Genomic DNA, 23,255 nt, shown 5'->3' on the forward strand with positions numbered 1-23,255 from the left:
CGCAGCCTTGCTGTGCGGGGTCCACGACCGGGACCCCGGTGGCACACCGTGCCGGCAGACAGCACAACAAGGGGACGCCCTGGAAGTATGGGCACTTGGAGCAAGTGGGAAGACTTCGGCGGCGCGATCTTGTCGGCGCCGAGCGTGGCGTCACGGACGGAGCGACCGCATAAACGTGGTGGTGGCGTGCGGAACGAGGAACCAGATCGTGCGCCGACTGGTACGGCCACGGCGCCCGCTCCCCGCTGTGCGAACACTGCGACAAGGTGGCCGTGCGGAAGTGGGGCGAGCCGCTGCGCGCCGCCCGGGCCTGAGGGCTGCGAGCACCACGGCCCGGGTAGCTCGCGGCGGGTGTGGGTGGAGCTGCCAGGTGGGACAGAAGGGGGCGCGAGGATGCCCGGCCGGCCCGCAACCGTGGCTGCCTGACTGGGCTTACGGAGCCCGGTGGATGCGATCAACGCCCGGTGGGCGGCGTCTTCAGGCTCCGGTGAATCCGCGTGCCGCGTGTTGCGCGGCCAGCCGCACCGGTGCGTTCGGGGCGCCGTAACCCCGGTAGGCGCCTTCCCGCTGGACGAGCTCGAAGAAGACCCGGCCGACGGTGTGCGTGTAGCAGTGACGGAAGGTGCCCTGCGCGTCGCGGTCGTAGAGGATGCCCAGCTCCTGGTACGTCTCCAGCTCGCCGTCGGCGAACTCGAAGCGGGCCGCGAGGTCGGCGTAGTAGTTGTCGGGGATCGGCAGCAGCCTGCCCCCGGCCGCACGGTAGGCGCGGGCGGCGCCGACCACGTCATCGGTGGCCAGCGCGATGTGCTGAGCGTGCGCGGTGTCGTCGACGGGTGCCGCGCCGACGGTCAGCACGATGCGGACGGCGCCGTCGTCGGTGGTGACGGCGCGGCTGCGCAGCAGGCCGTAGGGGTCGGCGACGTCCACGCTCTCCTGCGGCCGCAGCCCGAGGACGGCGCGGTGGAAGAGCACCGCTTCGTCGAACTGGTGCCAGGGCTGGGTGAGGGAGAGATGGTCGACGCGCCACCGGGCGTCATCGTCGGGAGTGGACCCGGCACCCTCGACGTATCCGAAGTCCGCTCGCCAGTCGGGCAGTCGGGGGTGTCCGGTGGCGCAGAAGAACAGCTCCGTGCCGTCGGGTGCGGCGACCGCTTCCAGCGGGGCGTCCTCGGGACTCCGGCGGCGTGGCAGCACCGGTGCCAGCAGGGCCTCGGCGCGGTGGGCCGTGGCGGCGGGATCGGGTGTCTCCAGGCCGACGGCGGCCAGCCGGGTGCCCTCGCGGCGCTCGGCCGGTCCGGTGTTGACCAGGATGCGGGCGTCGCCCCGCTGCCACAGGTCGACGGGCTTGCTCCGGTGCCGGGCGGTCCGGGCGAAGCCCAGCGCGCCGAGCACGGCCGAGACGGGGGCGGCGTCGGGCGTGACCAGTTCGGCGAAGGCGACCCCGGTGGGCGTGGTGGGTGCGGGCGGTGCGGCGATGCCGACCTGTTCCTGGAGGACCAGCAGGGAGCGCCGGGCGTCCACGGCGGTGGGCCCGGCGTCGGACTGCCGGAAGACGTCGTTGAAGACTTCCAGGGAGAGGGGCCCTGTGTACCCGGCGCGCAGGACGTGCCGCAGCAGTCCGGCGAGGTCGAAGCCGCCCTGGCCGGGGAAGCAGCGGTAGTGGCGGCTCCACTGCAGGAGGTCCATTCCCAGCAGCGGGGCGTCGGCCAGCTGGAGGAAGAAGATCTTGTCGCCGGGGATGTCCTCGATCCCCTCGATGTCCTTCGGGTCGCCGTACCGGGACAGGATGTGGAAGCTGTCCAGGCAGGTGCCGAGCGAAGGGTGCCCGGCGGCCTCGACGACGCGCCAGGCATGGTCGTAGGTGTTGATGTGCCGGCCCCATGCGAGCGCCTCGTAGGCGACGCGGATGCCGTGGTCCTGGGCCAGGTCGGCCAGCCTGCCGAGTTGCTCGGCGGCGAGGGCGTCGTCGTCCAGGGCTTGCGGGGAGACGCTGGAGCACACCAGGACGGTGTCCGCGCCGAGCCTGCCCATCAGCTCGAACTTGTGCCGGGCGCGGCGCAGGGCGCGGGCGAAGTCCTCCTCGGGCAGTGCCTCGACGTCCCGCATGGGCTGGTAGAGGTCGATGGTGAGTCCGAGGTCGGCGCAGCGGGCGCGGATCTCCTCAGGCGTGAGGGAGGAGGCCAGCAGGTCGTTCTCGAAGATCTCGACGCCGTCGAAGCCGGCCCGGGAGGCGGCCGTGAGCTTTTCGGTGAGGGAGCCGCTGAGGGAGACGGTGGCGATGGACGTGCGCATGTCGGTGCCTCTTCCTACTTCGCGCCCACGGCGCCGGTCAGGTCGGTGATGTCGGCGAGCATCCGAGCGGCGTCCGCTTCCCGCCCGGTGAAGAGCTGGAACGCGTCCGCGGCCTGGAAGACGGCCATGCCGCCGCCGTCGAGCGTCCTGCAGCCCCGGGCGCGTGCGGTGCGCAGCAGTTCGGTCTCCAGTGGGCGGTAGACGACCTCGGCGACCCACAGCCCGGGATGGAGAAGTTCGGCGGGCAGCGGCAGCCCGGGGTGTGCGGCCATGCCGGTGGGGGTGGCGTGGACGATGCCGTCGGCGGTGGTCAGCAGCCCGGGGAGCCGGTCGGCGGCGGCGTGGGCGGCGCGGCCGTGTCCGAAGTGCCGGTTCAGCGAGGCGGCGAGGCCGGCGGCCCGGTCGGGCACGGCATCGACGACGGTGACGTGGCCGGCGCCGAGGTTGAGCGTGGCGTGGGCGACGGCCGCGCCCGCGCCGCCCGCACCGAGCTGCACGATCCGCTCCAGGGGTGCGTCGGGCAGTCCGCGGGCGAAGGACGCGGCGAAGCCGGTGACGTCGGTGTTGTGGCCGGTGGTGCGGCCGTCGTCGTCGAAGACGACGGTATTGACGGCTCCGAGCGCCTCCGCCTGCGGAGCGAGGGCGTCCAGGTGCCCGATGACGTGCTGCTTGCACGGGTGGGTGATGTTCAGGCCGTCGAAGCCCAGGTCCCGGGCGGCGCGCAGCAGGTCGCCCACGGCTTCGGGCGGGACAACGAGGGCGTCGATGTCGATCAGCCGGTACACGTAGCGCAGACCCTGCCGGTCGGCCTCCCGCTCGTGCAGTGCGGGGCTGAGCGACGGGCCGATGCCGGAACCGATCAGTCCGACGAGATACGAGTCCTTGGCCACCGGGGAACGACCTCCTGAACGGCTCGGGCTGGCACCCGGGCGGTTAATGTACGAACCAGTACGTTAGTCATATCAGGAGGTCGCATCCGACGGGAAGAAGGCAGGGAAAAGTAGGAGCCTTCTACAATCACCGACAGGCCCCGCCCGCAGCCGAAGGAACCTGATGACCAGCGTCGACGAACCGGCACGAACCGGCGCGCGCACACGCGACGCCGCCCGCACCCAGGCCGAGATCCTCGACGTCGCGACGCGGGAGTTCGCCCGGGCCGGCTACGACGGGGCCCGTGTCGACGAGATCGCCGCACAGACCCGCACCACGAAACGGATGATCTACTACTACTTCGGCGGCAAAGAACAACTGTTCACGGCCGTGCTGGAGCGGGCGTACGGCGTGATCCGGGAAGCCGAGCAGGAACTCGACGTCGACCACCTGGACCCGGTGGCCGCCATCCGGCGCCTGGCCGAACTGACCTTCGACCACCATGAGCGGCACCCCGACTTCATCCGCCTGGTCAGCATCGAGAACATCCACGACGCCGCGCACATCGCATCCTCGGAGATGCTGGCCAGCATCGGCTCCCCGGCACTTGACGTGATCCGCCGCATCCTGGAGGAGGGGCAGCGCACCGGCCTTTTCAGGGCCGACGTCGACGCGGTCGACCTGCACGCCATGATCAGCTCCTTCTGCTTCTTCCGCGTCGCCAACCGGCACACCTTCGGTGCCCTGTTCGGCCGCGATCTGGTCGCCCCGGAGCAGCGGGATCACTACCGGGCGATGCTGGGCGACATGGTGATCGCCTACCTGACGGCGGAGCGTACGGCGGTCTGAGCAGCCCGGCAGCGGGGGCGGCGGGACCTCTTGACAGGTGGGAAACCTACGCGCAACATCCCTTCCCAGCCGCGACTAACTACCCAGTGGGTTAATTAGCGTGCCTCAACCCTCCGCTCTCTCCACCCACGGTGGAGCCCCCCGAAGGAGCACGGCGTGTCAGTCCCCGCCTCCGCGCCCCACGACGCCGCACCGCCCGGTCAGCCGAAGAAGGCGGCACTGGCCGCCTGGATCGGCAGCGCGCTCGAGTACTACGACTTCTTCATCTACGGCAGCGCGGCCGCGCTGATCTTTCCCGACGTCTTCTTCGACGAGTCCGACCCGGCCACCGCGACCCTGCTGTCGCTGGCCACCTTCGGAGTCGCGTATGCCGCCCGCCCGGTCGGCGCGTTCTTCCTCGGCCACATCGGCGACCGCATGGGCCGCAAGAAGATCATGGTGTTCACGCTGATCCTCATGGGCGTGTCGACCTTCGTCATCGGCTGTCTGCCCACCCGCGACCAGGTCGGCACCCTGGCCCCGGTCCTGCTGGTGCTGTGCCGTGTCCTGCAGGGCATATCAGCGGCCGGCGAGCAGGCCAGCGCCAACTCCATGACCCTGGAACACGCTCCGGCGCACAAACGCGGCTTCTACACCAGCTTCACCCTCAGCGGCACGCAGGGCGGCCAACTGCTCGCCACCCTGGTCTTCCTGCCCGTCGCCGCTCTTCCGGAGGAGCACCTGCTGGCCTGGGGCTGGCGCGTGCCGTTCTGGCTGAGCGTCCTGGTCGCGATCGTCGGTTACGTCATCCGCCGCAAGCTCGACGAGACGCCGGCCTTCGCCCAGCAGGCCGTCACGGAGGGTGTCGCGAAGATGCCGCTGGCCGTGCTGGCGCGCGATCACTGGGCGGACGTCCTGCGGGTGGTCGCGGGTGCGCTCATCGCCTCGGTCAGCACGATTTTCACGGTGTGGGCACTGGCGTACGCCACGAGTGACACGGTCGGCATGTCCCGTACGGCGATGCTGTGGGTGGGCGCCCTCGCCAACGTCGCCGCGCTCGCCGCGATTCCGCTGTGGGCGATGCTGTCCGACCGGATCGGCCGGCGTCCGGTGTACCTGATCGGCGCGGTCGGCAGCGCGGTGACGATGTTCCTGTACCTGTGGGCGATCTCCACCGGCTCCTACCCGCTGACGTTCCTGACCGGCATCGTCGCCTTCGGCGTCGTCTACAGCGCCGCGAACGGCGTGTGGCCCGCCTTCTACGGGGAGATGTTCTCCACCCGGGTCAGGCTGTCCGGCGTGGCGATCGGCACGCAGATCGGCTTCGCGGTGGCCGGGTTCGCGGTCACCTTCGCCGCGCAGATCGCGGGTCCGGACGGCGACAACTGGCTCGCGGTGGCGCTGTTCACGGCGGCGCTGTGCGTCCCGCCGGTGATCGCCGCGCTCTCGGCCCGCGAAACCCACAAGGTCTCCACGGAGGAGCTTGGCAAGCCGGCCCGCCGGAACGCGGCAGAGCCGGAGACCGTGACGGCCTGACGCCGTCCGCCCGGCCGCCGGCTCGAGTCGGCGGCCGGGCTCAGGCGGTCGCCCTGGGGTCTGCCGACCTCGCGGGCGACAGTCGTCAGGGCCCGGGCGTGCGGACCGAGCGGAGTGGATCGTACGTGCGGGGTCCGGCGACGACGGAACCGGCCGCCGCGCGCTCGGCGACCGAGGGGTGCGCCGGGCGTTTCGAGCCACCGCGACGGCGGAGCGCTGGTTCAAACACGCCGGCGAGGCGAGGCGGGCACCGGGGGCGCTGTGACGCAGCACGACAGTTCGCGAGCGAGTTGCCGGTGACGCTCCGTGCGGTGGCCCGGAGGAGCGGTTCTGTCCCCGCGTTGTGCAGGCAGTCCGGCTCTTCTGTTGGCGCGTGCGTCAGCGTCCCGGTCATGTGTGGGCGGGCTTCACGGAGGCCGGCTCGAAAGCTCCGGCTGTCGTGACTACGCGGGACAGGCGTACGCCTTCATGCCGAGTGGGTTGACGGTGGAGGTCATGGCAGGAACCCGGCAGGCCGTTGTCACGAACTACGCTGACATCCCCTTCCCACAGTCCAGGGAGCAGCGTGCCGCCGTCCTTCGCCTTCCGGACAACCAAGTACAGCCCTGCCGACCGCGACGAGCGTGGGCACTGCAACGGCGCTGAGGACACGGTGAGCGACCACGGGCCGGTCGAGGCGTCTTACTTGGAGGCGATCGCCGCCTTCGCGCAGGAGTCGGGCATCGACCGGCTGGAGATCCGTGAACCGGAGGTCACCGGCTTCGTCAACTTCGGCCTGGAGACGCCGGTTGACGGGCATGGCCTCGCTGAGCTGTTCCCGCACGGCCTCACCGGCTACTACGACGGTGCCGTGGTCTCGGTGCCGGTCGCGCCGGAGCTGGTCCGGGCCATGCTCCGTGACCGGGGCGCCTGGTGCCGGCTGGAGCAGCAGCGCACGTTCACCGTGCACGTCGGGTGGGATCAGTATGTGTACGTCGGCAGCGACCAGCCGTGCGAAGCAGCCGTCGTCCGGACCCGCGAGCTGGGCCTGTTCGCGGAACCGATCACGTCCTCGCCCTACGACGCAGACCTTGAGGAACCAGAGGTGACACAGGCTGCGGACGAGGAGTTCTGGGAACGAGTACGCGCTGAACTGGCCGCACCGCGGATGCTCCTCGTGGAGGAGACCTACCTCCGCAACGCCACCCGCTGGCACCGTCTCACCGAGAACAACCTCGATAGCGTCCGCGCCGCGCTCGGCCCACGCGCTCTCCTGACCGTCTGGCCCGACCTCACCCCTGATGTCGATGCAGTCCTTGCCGCGCTGCCCGAGGACGAGTCCGTGGACTTCGTCTGGGAGGCGGCGAACGGAACGATTCGCCATGTGACCGTCGATGAGACCCACCACCATCAGCTCACCACTTTGGCGGCAGGCGCGAGGGCGGCCTGCACCCTGCCCCTGGCCGTCGAGGAGCGTCACCCCCTGTTCCACGTTGCTCTACCTGACAGTGACGGCGTGCTGCGCGCCAGGTGGTGACCTGGTTCGCCATGTCCTGTCCACGGGTCGGCCCAACGCTGCTGCCTGGCTCCGCGGGTGATCCATCACCGCAACGGCCGTGTCGACGTTCGGCGCATCCTACGCGTCCGGTCTCCGCGCCCCCAGAAAAAGCGAACTCCGCATCCCTGAGGGAGAGATGCCGAACGAGGCTATTGCGAGTGCCACCCTGGCGCGGCAGAGAGCCGTCGGCACCGTGTCTGTCTCGGCTTCGCCTTGAAGAAATCACCCACCCCGGCACCGCGGGCGTGTACCCAACCGTCGTCATCCGCCCGGGCGTCGGGCTGCTGGGCGGCGGGACAGCTGTCGCGCGGCCCGTCACGCCTACGAGGCGGCTGGAGGCATCTGAGGCATCGGTCGAACTGCTCGCGGTGTACGACGTCGAGATGCGGCGCGGATGAGGCTGCGGTCATGGTCGGCGGTCCGGGCAGCTGTGCGTCCACGCGACTGAGGACCCTGGGCACTTCGGTGTCCGGGGCCCTCTGCGCTGTGCGGGGCCTCACCGGCTGTCTGAAACATCGGGCGCCCGATGTTTCGCCTCGACCGCGCAGCAACCCACGGTGAGATGACGCCGGTCCAGGAGGCAGGCATCCGGTGCCGTGCCCCCACCAGCCGTTCGGCGTGGGGCTGGGTGAGTTCCCGGCCACCGAAACGGTAGAACTCGTATCCGGCCGGCCGCAGCCGGCGGTCCTCGGCGACCCCGCGTACAGCCGCCGTGCGGCGGAGATCCACACGAGGCAGTGAGTCGCTGCACGAGGGATGGTGGGGGAAACTGATGAACATGAGCGTGGCTCCTCCGCGTTTCCAGGGAGTCGGCACACCGACTGCGGTGGTCGGGTGAGCCGGTTTCCCCTGGCCGTCCAGGAGTATCGCGGCCCGGCGGGCGGATCGGGGCATCACAACTGAAACGCTTCCCGCCGGGGCTGTGGACGATCCGAGCGGGAACGGCGCGCTCATCACAGTCGGTGCGGCCCACGACATGGCGTGGCCGCCCCAGGTTCAGGCCCTCGTCCACCCGCACACCCCTCTGCTCGCCGCGACGGGACGTATGACCCTTCAGCGTGGAAGGGGCCGGCTTCTCCACACGCGTGGAAGGCACTGGTCGCCAAGGAGGAAAGACATGCGTGATCGACGATGGGGCCGACCGGCTGCCTCCCCGTGGTCACGATCTGTTCCCGGGTGTCGGAGAACCTGATCACCTGACGCGGGGCGGGCGTGTGAAGGTCCGGGCCGTGGCTGCGCTACGGCGACTGCCGCTACTGGCCCGCCGTCGACACCGCAGCGCGGGAGATCAGTGGTGGCACGGACCGCCGCCGGCACGAGAAGGCGGAGGAACCCAACATCGATTGTCTGGCGATGCTCGCCGTGGTCTACGGGCCGCCGACCATGACCGCTGCGATTGATCTTGCCGTAGTCGCCCATCGCCGTGCAGCGAGACCTGATCCGCACCCGCTCCCTCCTTGGCACGGTTCCGGGCGGTGGCGTGTGCGGGCCGGGCCCTCGCGAAGGCAGCAGGCAGGGCTTCACCCGTATGCGAAGGAAGGAGCGGCGCATGAGCCCGCAGGACAAGAGCCATGACGACTTCGTCCCGCCGACGAACGGCCTGAACGAGAAGAATCTGGACCAGCTGGCGCAGGACCTTCAGCAGGTCCCCCAAGCGCACGGGCGGGTGCAGGATCTGCTGAACGCGGTCCTTCTGATCAGTCGGGAGCTGGACCTCAACCTCGTCCTGCACAAAATCATCGGCACCGCGCGGCGCCTGGTCGGCGCCCGCTACGGGGCCCTGGGCGTCCTCGGGCCGGACGGCGGGTTCACGGACCTGCTCACGTCCGGGGTCGGCGCGGACCTGACCGCTTGTCTCGGCGGCACCCTCCCGCACGGCACCGGTCTGCTCGGCACCCTGGTGCGTGATCCCCGGCCGCTGCGCGTGCAGGACCTGGCGAAGCACCCCCAGGCCGCCGGTTTCCCCGAGGGCCACCCGCGGATGACCACCCTGCTGGGGGTGCCCATCCGGGTCCGCAACACGGTCTACGGAAACCTCTACCTGACGGACAAGGCCGGCGGCGGCGCGTTCACGGACGACGACGAGGCCGTCGTCACCGGTCTGGCGAGTGCGGCCGGTGTGGCGATCGAGAACGCACGCCTGTACGAGCGGCTGTGCCGAGGGATCGAGGATTTCCAGCGGCGCCTACTACCGCAGACGCCGAGTGTGGACGGCCTGGAGCTGCACGCGTACTACCAGCCGTCCACCGAGGCGCCGCGGGTCGGGGGTGACTGGTACGACTTCATCCGGATGCCCGATCGCGTGCCGTGCCTGATACTCGGCGACGTCATGGGGCACGGCGTCCCCGCCGCGGCAGCGATGAGCCAGATCAGCAACATGCTCCGGGTCATCGCCTTCGACCAGCAGCAACCGCCCAGCCGCATCCTGCACCGCCTGGACTCCGTCCTGCACGAACTGCACGGCGGCCCGATGGCCACCGTCATCATCGCCCGTCTCGAACCCGAGGGCACCGGCCGCCGCCTGCGATGGGCCAGCGCCGGCCACCTTCCTCCTCTCCTGGTCACCCCGGGCCACGAAGCCTCCTACCTGCACGCCGACACCGGCCTGCCGCTCGGCGTCGACCCCGACATCCCCCGCCGCGACCACGAACAGCACCTCCCTGCTGGAACCACCGTGCTGCTGCACACCGACGGCCTGGTCGAACAGCGCGGCGCATCCCTCGACGCCGGCATGGCCGAAGCCGCCGGCATCGCAGCCACCCGTGTCGGCGAATCCCTCCCCGACCTCGTCGACGCCCTCATCAGCGCCCGCGCCGGAACGTTCGAGGACGACGTCGCACTCCTCGCCGCCCGCATCTCCCCGAGCCCGGACCACAGTTGACCCCCGCCGGGGGGGACACACATGCACTACCGGCCGGGGGGCGAGCCGCTCGCCCCCCACGCCTTGCCGGCGAGACCGGGCGAACCGAGGAGGGGGAAGGGCCTCGAAATCTTGCGGACGCAGCTGGTTCACCGCGGCGTCCATCAGCGGGCGTTGAGGGTTGAGGACCAGCCCCAACCCGCCGTCCGGTCCTCCCTCCCGTCCCGGTGGCGCTGGTTCGGGCTGCCATGCCTGGCCCCGGTCGTGGACGGTCTTTCGGGCCGGCGCGTGGCGGCCCGGGGGCCGGCTCGGCCGCGCCTGTCACCACGCCTGCCCAGCCGGCACCTTCACGCGCTGCCCGCCTCCTGCGTCAGGCCCGTGACGGAACAGCGGACGCCTTGTGAATATCGCTGTCATCTGTTGTGCCCTTCACCACAGCGTGCCTGCAAAGCAGCAGGGCCGAGGCGGGTGGATATGACCCGTCGATGTGTTGAATTGTGCACCCACATCGACCAGCCAGAGGCTGAACTGCGTCGACAGTGGGGCGAGTCACCTGGTCGCGGACGACTTTATGATCATCTATGGACTCGCGTCGCTCTGTCCGTCCACCCGTTGCCGGTGATCCTTGACGATCGCGAACACAACCCGTTGACCGGCCGCGCGATGGGGATGCACATGAAGAAAGGTGAACTCCATGGCTCTCGGCCTGCTCCGACGGCGGCGCTCCCGCAGTGGCTCCGGTGCCGGACCGAGCTTCTCGGTCCCCTTGCCGCCTGCCGCGGGCGCGTTCGGCTTCGAGGTCGTCGATCCCTTCGGACAGCCCCTGGGCGGAGCCGACGTCACCGTGACCGCGCTGGACAGCCACCGGGTGGTGACCCATGGCACCACGGATCCCTACGGATACTTCATGGCGACGCTGCCCCCGGGCTCCTACAGCGTGATGACCATGGCCGAGGGCCTGTCGCCCTCCCGCCAGAACCTCGACATCGCCGCCGGAGTGGCCCTGGCGCCGGAGCGTGTCACACTCCAGCACGCCCGCCAGCTGGAGCTTCCGACAGCCGGCACCTGGCTGTTCGACCCTCCGCACACCGCGATCCGGTTCATCGCCAAGCACGTGGGCATGGCCCATGTCCACGGCCGGTTCACCCGTTTCCAGGGCAGTATCCGCATCGCGCCGAACATGGACGACTCCCGTGTCTCGGTGCGCATCGACGCCTCCAGCATCACCACGGGCAACAACACCCGTGACAACCACCTGCGTTCCGCCGACTTCCTGGACGTCGAGCGCTACCCGTACATCGACTTCACCAGCACCCGGTTCGCTCACCGCGGCGGCTCCAAGTGGACTCTGCACGGCACGCTCACCATGCACGGCACCAGCCGGTCCGTCGGCCTCGGCACCACCTACCTCGGGACGGTGAACGGCGGCTACGACCAGGAACTGCGCTGCGCGGCACTCGCCAAGGCGGAACTGCACCGCGAGGACTTCACCCTCAACTGGCGCTCCATGCTGGCCCGCGGCATCGCCGTCGTCGGCCCCACCGTCCAGCTGGAACTGGACGTACAGGCGATGTACCGCACCCACGACACCCCCACGCCCCCGGAGTAGACCGCACACGGAGGCGTCTGACGTGGGCGCTGCGGTCCCGCCCTGGCCTCCCCTTGGTCCCGAGAGGGGCACGGTTCCGGGCTGATCCCGCAGAGCACCCCCCGCATCGAGTCGGTCCCGCAGCCGCACAGCCGACCTCAGCACCGAGCGATCAGATGAGAAAGGGCTCAAGAGCATGAACATCTTCAGCCGTCGCCAGTCCGCCGTCGTCGAGCCGGCCCCGGCCTTCGGCACCGCCGCCGCGGAGCCCGCGCTCGATCCCGCGCTGCGCGCCCTGACCGGGCACTGGACCATCGATCGCCCGCACAGCCGAATCGGATTCTCCGTGCGGCACGCCATGGTGACGACGGTTCGAGGCGCCTTCACCGACTACGACAGCACGCTCTACTTCGACGGGGCGCGGCCCTCCCAGTCGCGGGCCGAACTCGTCATCCGGGTCGCCAGCGTCGACACCGGCGTGGAACAACGGGACGCGCACCTCGTCGGCCGCGACTTCTTCGACGCGCGCCGTTACCCGGAGATGGTGTTCCGGAGCACCTCCACCGTCCACGAGGGCGGGGAAACCTTCCGCATGACCGGGGATCTGACCATCCGCGACGTCACCCGGCCTGTGGAACTGCAGCTCGACTACCTCGGCTCGGTCGTGGATCCGTTCGGTTACGAGCGGACCGGCTTCGACGGCACCACCACGATCGACCGCACCGAGTGGGGTCTGGTCTACAACCAGCGTCTCAAGGCGGGCGGCACCATGGTGAGCGAGAAGGTGCGCCTTCAGTTCGACATCTCCGCGGTCCGGTTGGCGTCGTAAGCAGTCATCAGCAGCCCCGGCATCGCCAGGACCGCTCAAGGGGGGTCGGGGACGCGGGCCGGTCACGTCGCGCGGGACGCGTGCCGTGACGGCCCGTTCCGTGGCCGCGTGACGCCCCCGTGACGCTCCGGCCACCAACGCCTCTGCACACGCATCACCGCATAACCCAGCGCCGACAGCGCGCACGCGATCGCCAGGTCGCCCGGCGACAGCGGCTCCGTGCCCAGCAGGTCCTGCAGGAACGGCACGTACACGCCGGCCACCTGCAGGGCCAAGGCCGTGCCCACGGCCGCCAGGAGGAAGGGGTTGGCCAGTGTGCCGGGGCGGACACGGGAGCCCAGGGCCACGCCCATCTGGGTCGCGCCCAGCACCAGGAAGATCATCGTCTGCCAGGGGCGGTCCGTCTCCCTCGCCCAGACTCCGACCACCAGCGTCACCACCGCGATGAACGCCCCGAGGAGCAGGACCCGAGGCCACAGCCCCGCTCCCAGCACGCTCTCCTCCGGCGGCCGGGGCGGGCGGCGCATCGCCTCGGGAGCGACCGGCTCCGCGCCCAGGGCCACGCCCGGCAGGCCGTGCGTCAGCAGGTTGATCCACAGGATCTGCGCCGGCAGCAGAGGCAGCGGCATGCCCAGGAACGGGCCCAGGAGCATGACCACGATCTCGGCCATGCCGCCGGCCAGGCCGTAGAGCAGGAAGCGGCGCACGTTGTCGTACACCCGGCGCCCCTCCTCGACCGCCGACACGATCGTGGCCGGGTTGTCGTCGGCCAGGACCAGGTCGGCCGCCTGACGGGCCACCTCCGTGCCGCGCCGCCCCATCGCGACCCCGATGTCGGCGCGGCGCAGGGCCGGGCCGTCGTTGACCCCGTCGCCCGTCATCGCCACCACCTGGCCGGCGCCCCGCCAGGCCTCGACGATGTCCAGCTTCTGCTCCGGCGTGGTGCGGGCGTACACGCGGACGTCGCTCAGTGCGCCCGCGGTGCCCTCCCGGATGTGCTGCCCCGTCGTGATCTCGTCGTCCCGGCCCGTGGTGATGCCCAGGCGCGCGGCCACCGCCCGTGCCGTCAGCGGATGGTCGCCGGTGATGAGTACGGGGACGATGCCGGCGTTCCTGCACGCGGTGATCGTCGGCTCCGACGCGGTGCGCGGCGGGTCCAGGATGCCGACCAGGCCCAGCAGGGTCAGGCCGGATTCCCAGGCGCCGGTGGGTTCTTGTGCGCCCGGGTGGTCGGCCGTGGCCACCGCGAGTACGCGGTAGCCGTCCCGCGCCAGCTTCTCCGCCCGGGTCGCCGCCCGGGCGAGCAGGTCCGGGCCGTCCGCCAGGATGGACGGACGGAGCAACGCCTCCGGCGCCCCCTTGCACGCCACCCTGACCGTCCCGTCGGGCCCGCGGTGGACCGTCGTCATACGTTTACGCCCGCTGTCGAACGGGATCTCCGCGATGCGCGGCCACTCCCGCAGCAGCGCCGCCTGCTCCAGGCCGAGCCGTGCTCCCGCCACGAGCAGGGCCGCCTCGGTGGGGTCGCCCAGCGCCTTCCACTCCCCCTCCCCCGGCTGCCCCTCCCCCGGCTGTCCCTGCGGCGACGGCTCCAGCGCCGCGTCGTTGCACAGCATCGCCGTGCTCAGGAGTGCCGCCAGGTCGGGGGCGTCGCCGGCCGTCACCGTGCGGCCGCCCCGGACGACCCGGCCCCTCGGCTCGTACCCGGTGCCCGAGACCGTGGCCTCCCCGGCCGGCGTCCACAGCCGTTCGGCCGCCATACGGCCCTCGGTCAACGTGCCCGTCTTGTCGGTGGCGATCACCGTGACCGAGCCCAGCGTCTCCACCGCCGGCAGCCGGCGCACGATCGCGTGCCGGTCCGCCATCCGCCGCGCCCCCAGGGCGAGCGCGAGCGTGACCACGGCGGGCAGCGACTCCGGGACGGCGGCGACCGCCAGGCTGATCGCGGCCACGATCATCAGCTCCACCGGCTGTCCGCGTAGCAGGCCCAGGGCCAGAACCAGCGCGCACAGCGCCACGATCACGGCCGCCAGTACGCGGCCGAACTGGGCCAGCCTTCGCTGCAGCGGCGTCGGACCGGGCGCGGTCCGCATCAGCCCCGTGATACGGCCCAGCGCGCTGTCGGACCCCGTGGCCGTGACGACGACCCGGCCCCGCCCGTGGACGACGACCGTGCCCGCCGACACCCTGCCCCTCGACGCATCCCCGTCGGCATCCCCGCCCGGCGCTTTCTCCACCGGAACGGACTCGCCCGTCAGCGAGGACTCGTCCGTCAGCAGGGCCGCCGCGGCCACGACGTCGCCGTCCGCGGGCACGACGTCGCCGTCCGCGGGCACGATGTCACCCTCGGCCAGCAGGACGACGTCACCGGGTACCACCTCGGCCGCCGGAAGGGAGCGTTCCGCGCCGTCGCGTACGACTCTCGCGGTCGGTGCGCTCAGGGCCGACAGGGCGCGTACGGCCTGTTCCGCCCGGACCTCCTGCACGACGCCCACCGTGGTGTTGACCACGATGACGAAGAGGATCACGGCGGCGTCGGAGAGGTCGCCGGTGGCGATCGTGAGGACCGCGGCCACCAGCAGCACGAGGATCAGCGGGTCGCGCAGCTGCTGCAGCACCCGCCGCCACACGGGTGTGCGCGGCTCCTCCGGGAGCGCGTTCGGGCCGTGGCGGGTCAGCAGGCGCGCGGCCTCGGCGGACGACAGCCCTTCTGCCGGAGGCGTGCGCGACGGTGGCCCGTCGTACGGAGGGGACGGCCGCTCGCTCACGCGCCTCACGTGGTCCGACGTGCCGGTCTCACTTCCGTGCGTAGGTCAGGCAGTCCACCTGCTCGTCCTCGTAGCCCACGGTGATGGCCGGGGCGTGGCACTCGAGTCCGTCGTTGTGGCGGCAGTCGGCCATCTTGCACGCGCCGACCCTGCCGGTGGTCGACGGTTCACCGCCCTCGAGGTCGGCGCCCATGAACGTGTCGCAGACGGGACTGTCGAGGTCCCCGACGGTGATCGCCGCGGCGTGGCACGTGTGGTCGTGGTTGTAGGCGCAGCCCTCGGCCGCGCATTCGCTGATGACGGGCAGTTGCATGACGGGTGCTGCTGCCATGGCGGATCGCCCTTCTCGTGAGATCGTGCGGAGCGTCCGGGGACTCGCGGCACGACATCCCTTCGGGCCGGCCGCTCGCGACATCCTCGGAGCGCTCCTTTCCTGTCTTCCACTGTCCGCGACGGCGCAGGGGTGCGCACGTCCGCAGGAGGGGCGGCGGCCGGAGCCCCGCGGGCTACTTGCCGTCGAGGTGGGTGCTCAGGCGTGACAGCAGGGGCAGCGCCGCTTCGAGCGTCCTGCGTTCGTCGGCGTCGAGGACGTCGCTGATCGCGGCGCCGAGCCAGTCGGCGCGCCGTCGGCGTTCCTCGGCCAGACGGTCTCGGCCCGCCTGCGTGAGGTGGAGCAGCAGCTTGCGGCCGTCGCCGGGGTGGGCCTCGGTCCGTACGAGGTTCTGGGCCAGGAGGTCCTTGACGGTCTTGGCGGCCGACTGGTGCGTGACTCCGCGCTGCTGTGCGATCTCGGCGGTGGTCATGGGGCCGCCGCGGTCCAAGTAGCCGAGGACGGCGGACTCGCCTGGCGGCATCGTGTCGGCGGCACGCACCGTGCGTACGAGCCGGCCGACGGTCAGGCGGAGTTCCTCGGCCAGATGTCTGTCGTCCATGACCGTCACTTTACCTGTTTATGTCAATCGAGTTGTACAGTCTTGTTGTAGATATGTGCCGACGACGGTCCGGAAGGCCCCATGAAGCTCACCAAGCACGCCCATGCCTGCGTCTCCCTCGAGAAGGACGGCACCCGTCTGGTCGTCGACCCCGGCACGTTCACGCCGGACGCGGCCGAAGCCGTCGCCCAGGCCGACGCCGTGCTGATCACCCATGAACACTTCGACCACTTCGACGAACAGGTCGTCGCCGCCGCTCTCGAGGCGCGGCCCGGCCTGCACGTCTACGGCACCGCCGCCGTCGCGGCCGCCCTCGGCAGCCATGACGGGCGCGTGCACGTCGTCGCCGCGGGTGACACCTTCCGCGTCGGGTCCGTCGCCGTCGGCGTGCACGGCCACCTGCACGCGCGGATCCACCCCGACATCCCGTGCCCCGACAACGTCGGCTACCTCCTGGACGACGGCGCCGTCCACCATCCCGGCGACGCCTACTGCGTGCCCGACGCCCCCGTGCGCACCCTGCTGCTGCCGACCAGCGGTCCCTGGACGAAGCTCGGCGAGGCCGCCGACTACGTCCGCGCCGTCAAGCCCGAGCGTGTCGTCGAGATCCACGAACTCATGCTCAGCGAGCTGGGCCGGCAGTCCACCGCCCGTCTGCTCGGCGAGAACGGGCTGACCGGCATCCCCGTCGAGCACCTTGAGCCCGGTGCCACCGTTCAGGTCTGAGACTCCCCCGCGTCTTCGGTGAGGGTCCGGGTCTCCCCCGGTGCCACCGTCACCGTGCGCCCGGCCAGGACCACGCGGATCGGTGACTCCTCCGATTCCGGCACCTCGATCTCGATCTCCCCCTCGCGGCGGCGCACGCCGATGCCCCAGTGGCCGCGGTAGCGCAGGGAGAAGCTGTACTCCGACAGGGCGGGCAGCGGGACCGGGTCGAGGCGGAGGGCGTCCTCGCGGGTCTCCAGGCCGGTCAGCCCCCGCTGCACCAGGTCGAGGGTGCCCGCCATGGCGCCGAGGTGGATGCCCTCGCCCGTGGTGCCACCCTGGATGTCGGCGATGTCGGCCTCCAGTGCCTCACGGACGTAGCGCCATGCGTCGGCCCGTCGGGCGCGGGCGAGGACGAGGCCGTGGACGAGGCCGCTGAGGGTGGAGCCGTGGCTGGTGCGCCGCAGGTAGTGGTCGACGGTCCTGCGCCACGTCGCGTCGTCGAGGTCATAGCCCAACCGCTCGAACAGGCCGTGCAGTTCGGCGGGTGAGAAGAGATGGCCGAGCATCAGGACGTCGGCCTGCTTGGACGCCTGGTAGCGGTTCACGGAGTCGCCCTCGGCCTCGAGGATGCGGTCGAGACGCCGGATGCCGGGGTAGCGGGCGCGGTAGGCGTCCCAGTCCAGCTCGGCGAGGTCGCCGTAGCCGTCGAACTGGCTGATGACACCCTGGTGGAACGGCACGCGCAGTTTGCGGGAGACCTCCTCCCACTCGGGGAGTTCACCGGCGTCCAGGCCTATGCGTTCGAAGAGTTCCTCGCGCCGCCAGGCCGGGACGCGCCGCACCAGGTCCAGCGCCCGGCACAGCACCCAGGCGGCGGTGACGTTGGTGTACGTGTTGTCGTCCAGGCCGGGGCGGTCGGCGTCCGGATAGCGGTCGTGGTACTCGTCGGGGCCGACCACGCCGCGGATGCGGTAGCGGCCGGTGCCGGGGTCGTACTCGGCGCCGTCCGCCCAGAAGCGGGCGATCTGCAGCAGCATCTCGGCACCCTTGGTGTGCAGGTACTCGGTGTCGCCGGTGGCCTCGCAGTACTGCCACACGTTGTAGGCGATCGCCGAGCCGACGTGGTGCTGGAGGTGGGAGTGGTCGGGCAGCCAGCGGCCCGACCGCGGGTTGAGGTGCAGCTGCTGAGTTTCCTCACGGCCGTCGCTGCCGGACTGCCACGGGTACATGGCCCCGCTGCGGCCCGCCGCGCGCGCGGCCCGGCAGGCTCTCGGCAGGCGCCGGTGACGGTAGTCGAGCAGGGCCCGCGAGACCTCCGGGAAGTGCAGGTTGAGGTACGGCAGGACGAAGAGCTCGTCCCAGAAGACGTGCCCCCGGTACGCCTCCCCGTGCAGACCCCGTGCGGGTACCCCCACGTCCAGGTCGGCGGTGTTGGGCGACAGCGTCTGCAGAACGTGGAACAGGTGCAGTCGCAGGATGCGGCCCGCCTCGCCCGGCACGCGGATGTCGGCGCCGCGCCACAGGCGCGCCCATGCCGTGGTGTGCGAGGCGAGGAGCGCCGGGAGGTCGTCGGCCGCGGCCACGCGGTCGAGCGCCGCGCCGAGGGGGCCGGCGATCGCCCGGTCGCGGGAGGTGTGCAGGGCCACCTTCTTGTCGACGACGGCGGGCCGGCCGGGGCCGACCGGCACGACCAGCCGGTGCACGACCCTGCGGTGGGAGGGACGGATCTCCGACGTCGTGGCCGGTTCGGAGGTGACCGTGCGGGCGGCCATGGCGATGCCGATGTCGGAGGCGCTCGTGCGGCAGTTCAGCCAGGCCGTGTCCGGCGCGGAGGCGCCGGTGTGCATGCGGACCAGGTGGTGGCGGGCCAGCGACCGGTAGCGGCGGACGTTGCTGTTGGTGACGTCGCCGTCGAGGGCCGACTCCACCTCGATCTCCCCGGTCCAGTCCTCGGCCGTGACGACGGTCCGCAGCGCGGCGAGGTGCGGGTCCACCATGTGCACCAGGCGGACCTGCTCCACCTCCAGCACGCCCGCCCCGTGCGCCTGGTAGCGGAATCTGCGGGTGAGGACGGCCCGGCGCAGGTCCAGGGTGTGCCGGTGGTCGAGCAGGTGCCGGGTGTCCGGGGAGAACCAGGGGCCCGTCGCCCCGTCGGGGAAGCGCGGACGGAAGCGCAGCGGCAGCCAGTTGGGGAGGTTCACCATGTCCTCGTTGACCACCTGGCGTCCCGCGACGGTGGACTCGAGGCGGTTGTACACGCCGGCGGCGTAGGTGCCGGGGTAGTGCAGCAGGCCCGCCCGGCTCTCGGGCACGGCGCCCCGGGTGGCGAAGCACCCGTTGCCGAGCGTGCAGAGCGACTCCCGCAGCCGTTCCCCGCCCGGGACGTACCCCTCGTACTCCCAGGTCCACTCCGACATGCTGTCCTCCCCCGGTTGTGCGGGGCGCGCGGCAACGCCGTTACCGGTCAGCTCCGTTGGGGGACGACGGCCACGGGGCACGCGGCGTGGTGCAGCAGCGCGTGGGCCACCCGGCCGAGCTGCAGCCCGAGACGGCCGTGGCGCCGCCGCGCCCCCACGACCAGCAGGTCGGCGTGGGTGGAGACCTCCTGGAGCACATGGTGGGCGGGGCCTTCGACCGTCCGCCGGTTCACGTCGGTCCCGGGATGCTCGCGGACCGCCTCGGCGAGCGCGTCGGTGAGCAGCGCGGAGGCGTGCTCCTCCCGTACGCCCGCCGCGTCGTCGACGACCAGCGGGTGGTCGACGTGCTCGTGGGCCGGGCGGCGCCAGGCGCGTACGGCGTCCAGGGCGCAGCCGCGCGCCTCGGCCTCGCGGAGGGCGAACCGTACGGCGGCCGAGCTCTGCGTGGGGTCGGCGACGCCCACCACGACACGGCCGTAACCGCCCTGGCGGTTCCGTTCCTCGCCGCGCACCACGATCACCGGGCAGACGGAACGGGCGGCCACCGTGAGGCTCACCGAGCCGAGGAGCATCCCCACGATGCCGCCGCGTCCGCGGGAACCCGTGACCAGGGCGGACGCCTCACGGGCCGCGTGCAGGAGCGCCGACACCGCGTCCTCGTCGACGACGCCGGCCGTCATGTCCAGGTCCCGGCGGCGCAGGCGGGCGCGCTCGGCGCCGGCCGCCACGATGTCGTCGGCCATGATCTTCTCGGCGGGGCGGTCGGTGGCGAAGGACGGCACGCGGGTTTCGTACCGTTCCCACAGCGACGCGTGAACGATCCGCAGGGGCAGTCCGAGACGGGCGGCCTCGTCCACGGCCCAGTCGACCGCCTCCATGCTGGAGCCCGATCCGTCGACGCCCACCACCAGGGGGAGCTTCACGGTCACCACCGCCTTCCGGGGTTGCACGGCTGCGTTTCCGGTCGATCGTGGAGGTGAACGGCCGCAGGCAGGCACGCCGGCCCGAGGAGGAACACGGTGCCGGTCACCCCGCACACCGCCAGCGACGTGATGACCCGGACGGTCGTCGCCGTGGGGTGGGACACCTCGTTCAAGGAGATCGCGCGGACCGTGCGGCGGTGGAAGGCCAGCGCGATGCCGGTCCGCGACCGGGAGGAACATGTCGTCGGCGTCGTCTCCGAGGCCGACCTGCTGCCGAAGGAGGAGTGCCACGACAGCGCGCCGCGCCTCGTGGAGCAGGGCCGGCGCCCGGACGGCGTGGCGAACGCCGGGGGTGTGACGGCGGGTGACCTGATGAGCGCCCCGGGGGTCACGGTCCGCGCGGACGCCACACCGGCGCAGGCGGCCCGGATCATGGCGGTCCGTCGGGTGAAGCGGCTGCCGGTGGTCGACGACGGCGGCAGGCTGCGGGGCGTGGTGAGCCGCGCGGACCTGCTGAAGGTGTTCCTGCGCCCGGACGAGGAGATCGAGGAGGAGGTCCGCCGCACGGTGGTGTCGTCCCTGTTCCCGGCCCTCAGCCACGGTGTCCGTGTGCACGTCAGGGACGGGGTCGTCACCCTGGAGGAGCACATCCGGGACACCTCGCTCATCTCCCTCGCCGTGCGGCTCGCGCGGGCCGTGGAGGGCGTCGTGGGCGTCGAGCCCCGGCTCACCGGTGAGCCGGCCGGCCGGCCGGAGTGATGCGCTTGCCGGTGAGCCGCGTCGGCCTGATGGACACCCATTCGTCGCGTGTCCCGCCCGCCCACGGTTCGGTGTGGGCGCGCCGGGCGAGGCCCCGTACGGCGTCGGGGTCGGTGACGGTGGTGGCGGGGCCGACGGCGAGGACGCTCCAGCCCTCGCTCATCGCCTCGTCGACGTGGTCGACCTGGAAGGCGACCTCGTTCCCGGCCGCCGCGGCGGGCAGGGAACCGGGCCTGGTGCGGAAGACGATCGCGTCGTCCACGACCTCGTAGTTGACCGGGACGACCGCGGGGTGCCCGTCGGGCGCCGTCACGGCGACGCGTCCCACGCCGTGCGTGGACAGCAGCCGCCGGCACTCCTTCTCGTCGAGGTCGTCCAGCCGCGGGTGCAGCAGGGCGTGGCCCTGGCCGGGCGGCCGGTCGACGCCTCCCCCGCGGAGCGCGGCGGCGGTGGTGCCGAGCGCGCCGGCGAGGGCGAGGAGGGTCGCCGTGGCCGGTTCGGCGGGCTGTTCCTCGATGTACGCCAGGTACTGGGGCGAGATGCGGGCGCGGCGCGCGGTCTCCTCGCGGCTGAGCCCGCGGCGGCGGCGTTCCTCCGCCACGCGGCGGCCGACGTCGCCGGGGTTGGGCGTGCCGGGCGCGGCGTTCTGTTCGCCGGTGCCGGTCCGGGAGGGCGCCTCGTCCCCTTCCGCTTCCAGGTGCTGGATGTGCGCGTCGGGGCCGGGGAACACGAGCGTCACGTCGTCCGTGTCCGACCAGCGCACGTCGTACGGGGGTGTTCCGTCCTCGTGGTGGAGTCCGACGATCTCTCCGTCGCGCCTGACGACGCCGGTGGTCGGGCTTTCGACGACGAGCCGGTCGCCGAGGTGAGCGTGCATGAGCGCTGCCCCTCTTCCCGGAGTGGTCCTGTTTCCAACGTGCCACGGGCGGTACGCCGTCGCACGGCACGGCCGCTGTACGGCCGTGGCCCGCGGGCGGGTCGTGTCCGCCCGTGTGTGTCACGGCAGGCCGGCGGCCGCCCTGGTCCGTTCCTCCAGCGCGCGCCGGACGCGCGCCGTGAGGTCTCCGAGCTGCCCGGAGACCGACGCGCGCGGGGGGACGGGCTCCCTGATCCGGCGGGCTTCCGGCGGCAGTGCGGCCAGGTCGGCGGAGAGACGGTCGCGGCACTGGGCGAGCGTGGCGCGGGGGCGGGTGCGCCGTCCGTCGCGCATGACCGTCTCCAGCAGCGGTTCCGTGCCGTCGGGGGCCGGTTCGCCGGCCAGGGCGATCACGTCGGCGTATCCGGGGCCGCGGAACACCTGCTTGGGCGCGGGCGCGGTGACCTTCGCGGACGACAGTTTCATCACCGGACGGCCGTCGTACTCGACCATCTTGTAGGCGGTGTCGAGGTAGGGCGCGTCGGCCGACACGCCGACGCGGGTGCCGACGGCGTAGGTGTCGATCGGCGCGCCGGAGGCGACCAGTTCGTCCACCGCGTACTCGTCCAGGCCTCCGCTCGCGGTGATCCGTACGCCGGGCAGGTCCGCGTCGTCGAGCAGGGTTCGGGCGTGTCGAGCGAGGGCGCCGAGGTCGCCGCTGTCGAGCCGTACCGCGGAACCGGCGTCGTGGACCGCCGGGCCGAGGTCCCGCAGGACGCGTGCCGCGGTGCGGACGCCCTCCTCGGTGTCGTAGGTGTCCACCAGGAAGGTCACGGGGCCGGGGTGGGCGCGTGCGAAGGCGCGGAAGGCGTCCTCCTCGGTGGGGAACGCCTCGATGTAGGAGTGGGCCATCGTGCCCGCGGCGGGGATGCCGAGGGCGGTGGCGGCGGCCACGTTGCTGGTGCCGGCGAAGCCGGCCATGGCGCCCGCGCGCGCCGCCTCGAACCCGGACCGGGTGCCGTGCGTGCGGCGCAGCGAGAAGTCCACCACCGGGCGCCCGCCCGCGGCGAGGACGCAGCGTGCGGCCTTGGACGCGAGGGTGGTCCGGTGGTTGAGCTGGTTGAGCACGTACGTCTCGACGAGCTGCGCCTCGGGCAGGGGCGCGGTCACCTCCAGGAGGGGCTCCCCGGCCAGGACGGTCCGGCCCTCGGGGACGGCCCGTACGTCACCGGTGAGCTCGAGGCCCAGCAGGGGCTGGAGGTCGCGCAGCGGCCGGTGCAGCGCGTCGGCGAACGCCTCCGCGTCGTCGGGGCCGACGAGCAGGCCGGAGAGGTGGTCGAGGGCGGACTCCAGTCCCGCCGCGGCCAGGAAGCCGCGTCCGGGCGGCAGGTCGCGGGCGAAGAGGCTGAACGTCGCGGGTGCGGTCATGCCCTCTTGGAGGTAGGACATGGCCATCGTGACCTCGTACAGGTCCGTGGTCCTGGCGTCGGACATGTGCATCGCCTCTTCCGCCGGTCCGGGGGTTCTTTCACCGGACGCGGCCGTTCTCGTG

At 71.9% G+C, this 23,255-nt stretch carries 18 protein-coding genes; 9 read left to right on the plus strand and 9 right to left on the minus strand.

Annotation, left to right across the window (positions count from 1 at the left end; translation table 11 throughout):
• Positions 1-477: 477 nt before the first annotated feature.
• On the minus strand, positions 478-2,292 hold the full coding sequence (locus ACQY0Z_RS33005) for a bifunctional sugar phosphate isomerase/epimerase/4-hydroxyphenylpyruvate dioxygenase family protein (protein WP_439813423.1): 1,815 nt from the start codon (positions 2,290-2,292) through the stop codon (positions 478-480).
• A 14-nt stretch (positions 2,293-2,306) separates the two neighbouring features.
• The gene (locus tag ACQY0Z_RS33010) at positions 2,307-3,182 is read right to left on the minus strand and encodes a shikimate dehydrogenase (protein ID WP_439813424.1); all 876 of its coding nucleotides are present in this window, start codon (positions 3,180-3,182) and stop codon (positions 2,307-2,309) included.
• Between the two features lie 163 nt (positions 3,183-3,345).
• On the opposite strand from ACQY0Z_RS33010, the gene ACQY0Z_RS33015 reads away from it, so the two are divergent.
• The 7 genes from ACQY0Z_RS33015 to ACQY0Z_RS33045 all read left to right on the plus strand — a co-directional run bounded on the left by ACQY0Z_RS33015 (position 3,346) and on the right by ACQY0Z_RS33045 (position 12,340).
• Positions 3,346-4,011 (plus strand): TetR/AcrR family transcriptional regulator, encoded by a 666-nt coding sequence (locus ACQY0Z_RS33015; RefSeq protein ID WP_381729504.1) that lies wholly within the window; start codon positions 3,346-3,348, stop codon positions 4,009-4,011.
• 156 nt (positions 4,012-4,167) lie between these two features.
• Positions 4,168-5,526, plus strand: coding sequence for an MFS transporter (locus ACQY0Z_RS33020; protein WP_189906028.1), 1,359 nt, complete (start codon positions 4,168-4,170; stop codon positions 5,524-5,526).
• A gap of 652 nt (positions 5,527-6,178) precedes the next feature.
• Complete coding sequence (locus ACQY0Z_RS33025) at positions 6,179-7,042, plus strand: RNA-binding protein (RefSeq protein ID WP_439813425.1); 864 nt, start codon at positions 6,179-6,181, stop codon at positions 7,040-7,042.
• A 266-nt stretch (positions 7,043-7,308) separates the two neighbouring features.
• Positions 7,309-7,461: a hypothetical protein gene (locus tag ACQY0Z_RS33030; RefSeq protein WP_189906032.1), complete on the plus strand. Its 153-nt coding sequence runs from the start codon at positions 7,309-7,311 to the stop codon at positions 7,459-7,461.
• A gap of 1,151 nt (positions 7,462-8,612) precedes the next feature.
• Positions 8,613-9,944, plus strand: coding sequence for a PP2C family protein-serine/threonine phosphatase (locus tag ACQY0Z_RS33035; RefSeq protein ID WP_189906034.1), 1,332 nt, complete (start codon positions 8,613-8,615; stop codon positions 9,942-9,944).
• Positions 9,945-10,617: 673 nt separating this feature from the next.
• Positions 10,618-11,532 carry a YceI family protein gene (locus ACQY0Z_RS33040; RefSeq protein WP_439813426.1) on the plus strand — a complete coding sequence of 305 codons (915 nt, stop codon included), beginning with the start codon at positions 10,618-10,620 and terminating at the stop codon, positions 11,530-11,532.
• 175 nt (positions 11,533-11,707) lie between these two features.
• Complete coding sequence (locus tag ACQY0Z_RS33045; protein ID WP_210637602.1) at positions 11,708-12,340, plus strand: YceI family protein; 633 nt, start codon at positions 11,708-11,710, stop codon at positions 12,338-12,340.
• 62 nt (positions 12,341-12,402) lie between these two features.
• On the opposite strand, the gene ACQY0Z_RS33050 is transcribed toward ACQY0Z_RS33045, so the two are convergent.
• The 3 genes from ACQY0Z_RS33050 to ACQY0Z_RS33060 all read right to left on the minus strand — a co-directional run bounded on the left by ACQY0Z_RS33050 (position 12,403) and on the right by ACQY0Z_RS33060 (position 16,040).
• Entirely contained in the window at positions 12,403-15,108 is a 2,706-nt protein-coding gene (locus tag ACQY0Z_RS33050; protein WP_439813427.1) for a cation-translocating P-type ATPase, read from the minus strand.
• A gap of 28 nt (positions 15,109-15,136) precedes the next feature.
• Entirely contained in the window at positions 15,137-15,439 is a 303-nt protein-coding gene (locus ACQY0Z_RS33055; RefSeq protein ID WP_198427692.1) for a DUF1540 domain-containing protein, read from the minus strand.
• Positions 15,440-15,614: 175 nt separating this feature from the next.
• Positions 15,615-16,040, minus strand: coding sequence for a MarR family winged helix-turn-helix transcriptional regulator (locus ACQY0Z_RS33060; RefSeq protein WP_439813428.1), 426 nt, complete (start codon positions 16,038-16,040; stop codon positions 15,615-15,617).
• Positions 16,041-16,121: 81 nt separating this feature from the next.
• On the opposite strand from ACQY0Z_RS33060, the gene ACQY0Z_RS33065 reads away from it, so the two are divergent.
• Positions 16,122-16,766 carry an MBL fold metallo-hydrolase gene (locus tag ACQY0Z_RS33065; protein WP_189906044.1) on the plus strand — a complete coding sequence of 215 codons (645 nt, stop codon included), beginning with the start codon at positions 16,122-16,124 and terminating at the stop codon, positions 16,764-16,766.
• Here ACQY0Z_RS33065 and ACQY0Z_RS33070 read toward each other — a convergent pair.
• On the minus strand, positions 16,757-19,165 hold the full coding sequence (locus ACQY0Z_RS33070) for a glycoside hydrolase family 65 protein (protein ID WP_439813429.1): 2,409 nt from the start codon (positions 19,163-19,165) through the stop codon (positions 16,757-16,759). The genes ACQY0Z_RS33065 and ACQY0Z_RS33070 overlap by 10 nt on opposite strands.
• A gap of 47 nt (positions 19,166-19,212) precedes the next feature.
• Positions 19,213-20,088, minus strand: a complete 876-nt coding sequence (locus ACQY0Z_RS33075) for a universal stress protein (RefSeq protein ID WP_439813548.1) — start codon at positions 20,086-20,088, stop codon at positions 19,213-19,215.
• A gap of 96 nt (positions 20,089-20,184) precedes the next feature.
• On the opposite strand from ACQY0Z_RS33075, the gene ACQY0Z_RS33080 reads away from it, so the two are divergent.
• Positions 20,185-20,847, plus strand: a complete 663-nt coding sequence (locus tag ACQY0Z_RS33080; RefSeq protein ID WP_439813430.1) for a CBS domain-containing protein — start codon at positions 20,185-20,187, stop codon at positions 20,845-20,847.
• On the opposite strand, the gene ACQY0Z_RS33085 is transcribed toward ACQY0Z_RS33080, so the two are convergent.
• Both ACQY0Z_RS33085 and ACQY0Z_RS33090 read right to left on the minus strand, forming a co-directional pair.
• On the minus strand, positions 20,816-21,724 hold the full coding sequence (locus ACQY0Z_RS33085) for a pyridoxamine 5'-phosphate oxidase family protein (RefSeq protein ID WP_439813431.1): 909 nt from the start codon (positions 21,722-21,724) through the stop codon (positions 20,816-20,818). The genes ACQY0Z_RS33080 and ACQY0Z_RS33085 overlap by 32 nt on opposite strands.
• 120 nt (positions 21,725-21,844) lie before the next feature.
• A complete protein-coding gene (locus ACQY0Z_RS33090; protein ID WP_439813432.1) occupies positions 21,845-23,197 on the minus strand; it encodes a nicotinate phosphoribosyltransferase in 1,353 nt (450 codons plus the stop codon).
• Positions 23,198-23,255: the final 58 nt, after the last annotated feature.

The sequence above is a fragment of the Streptomyces sp. P9-2 genome (genome assembly GCF_051903975.1).
GTDB lineage: Bacteria > Actinomycetota > Actinomycetes > Streptomycetales > Streptomycetaceae > Streptomyces > Streptomyces cellulosae.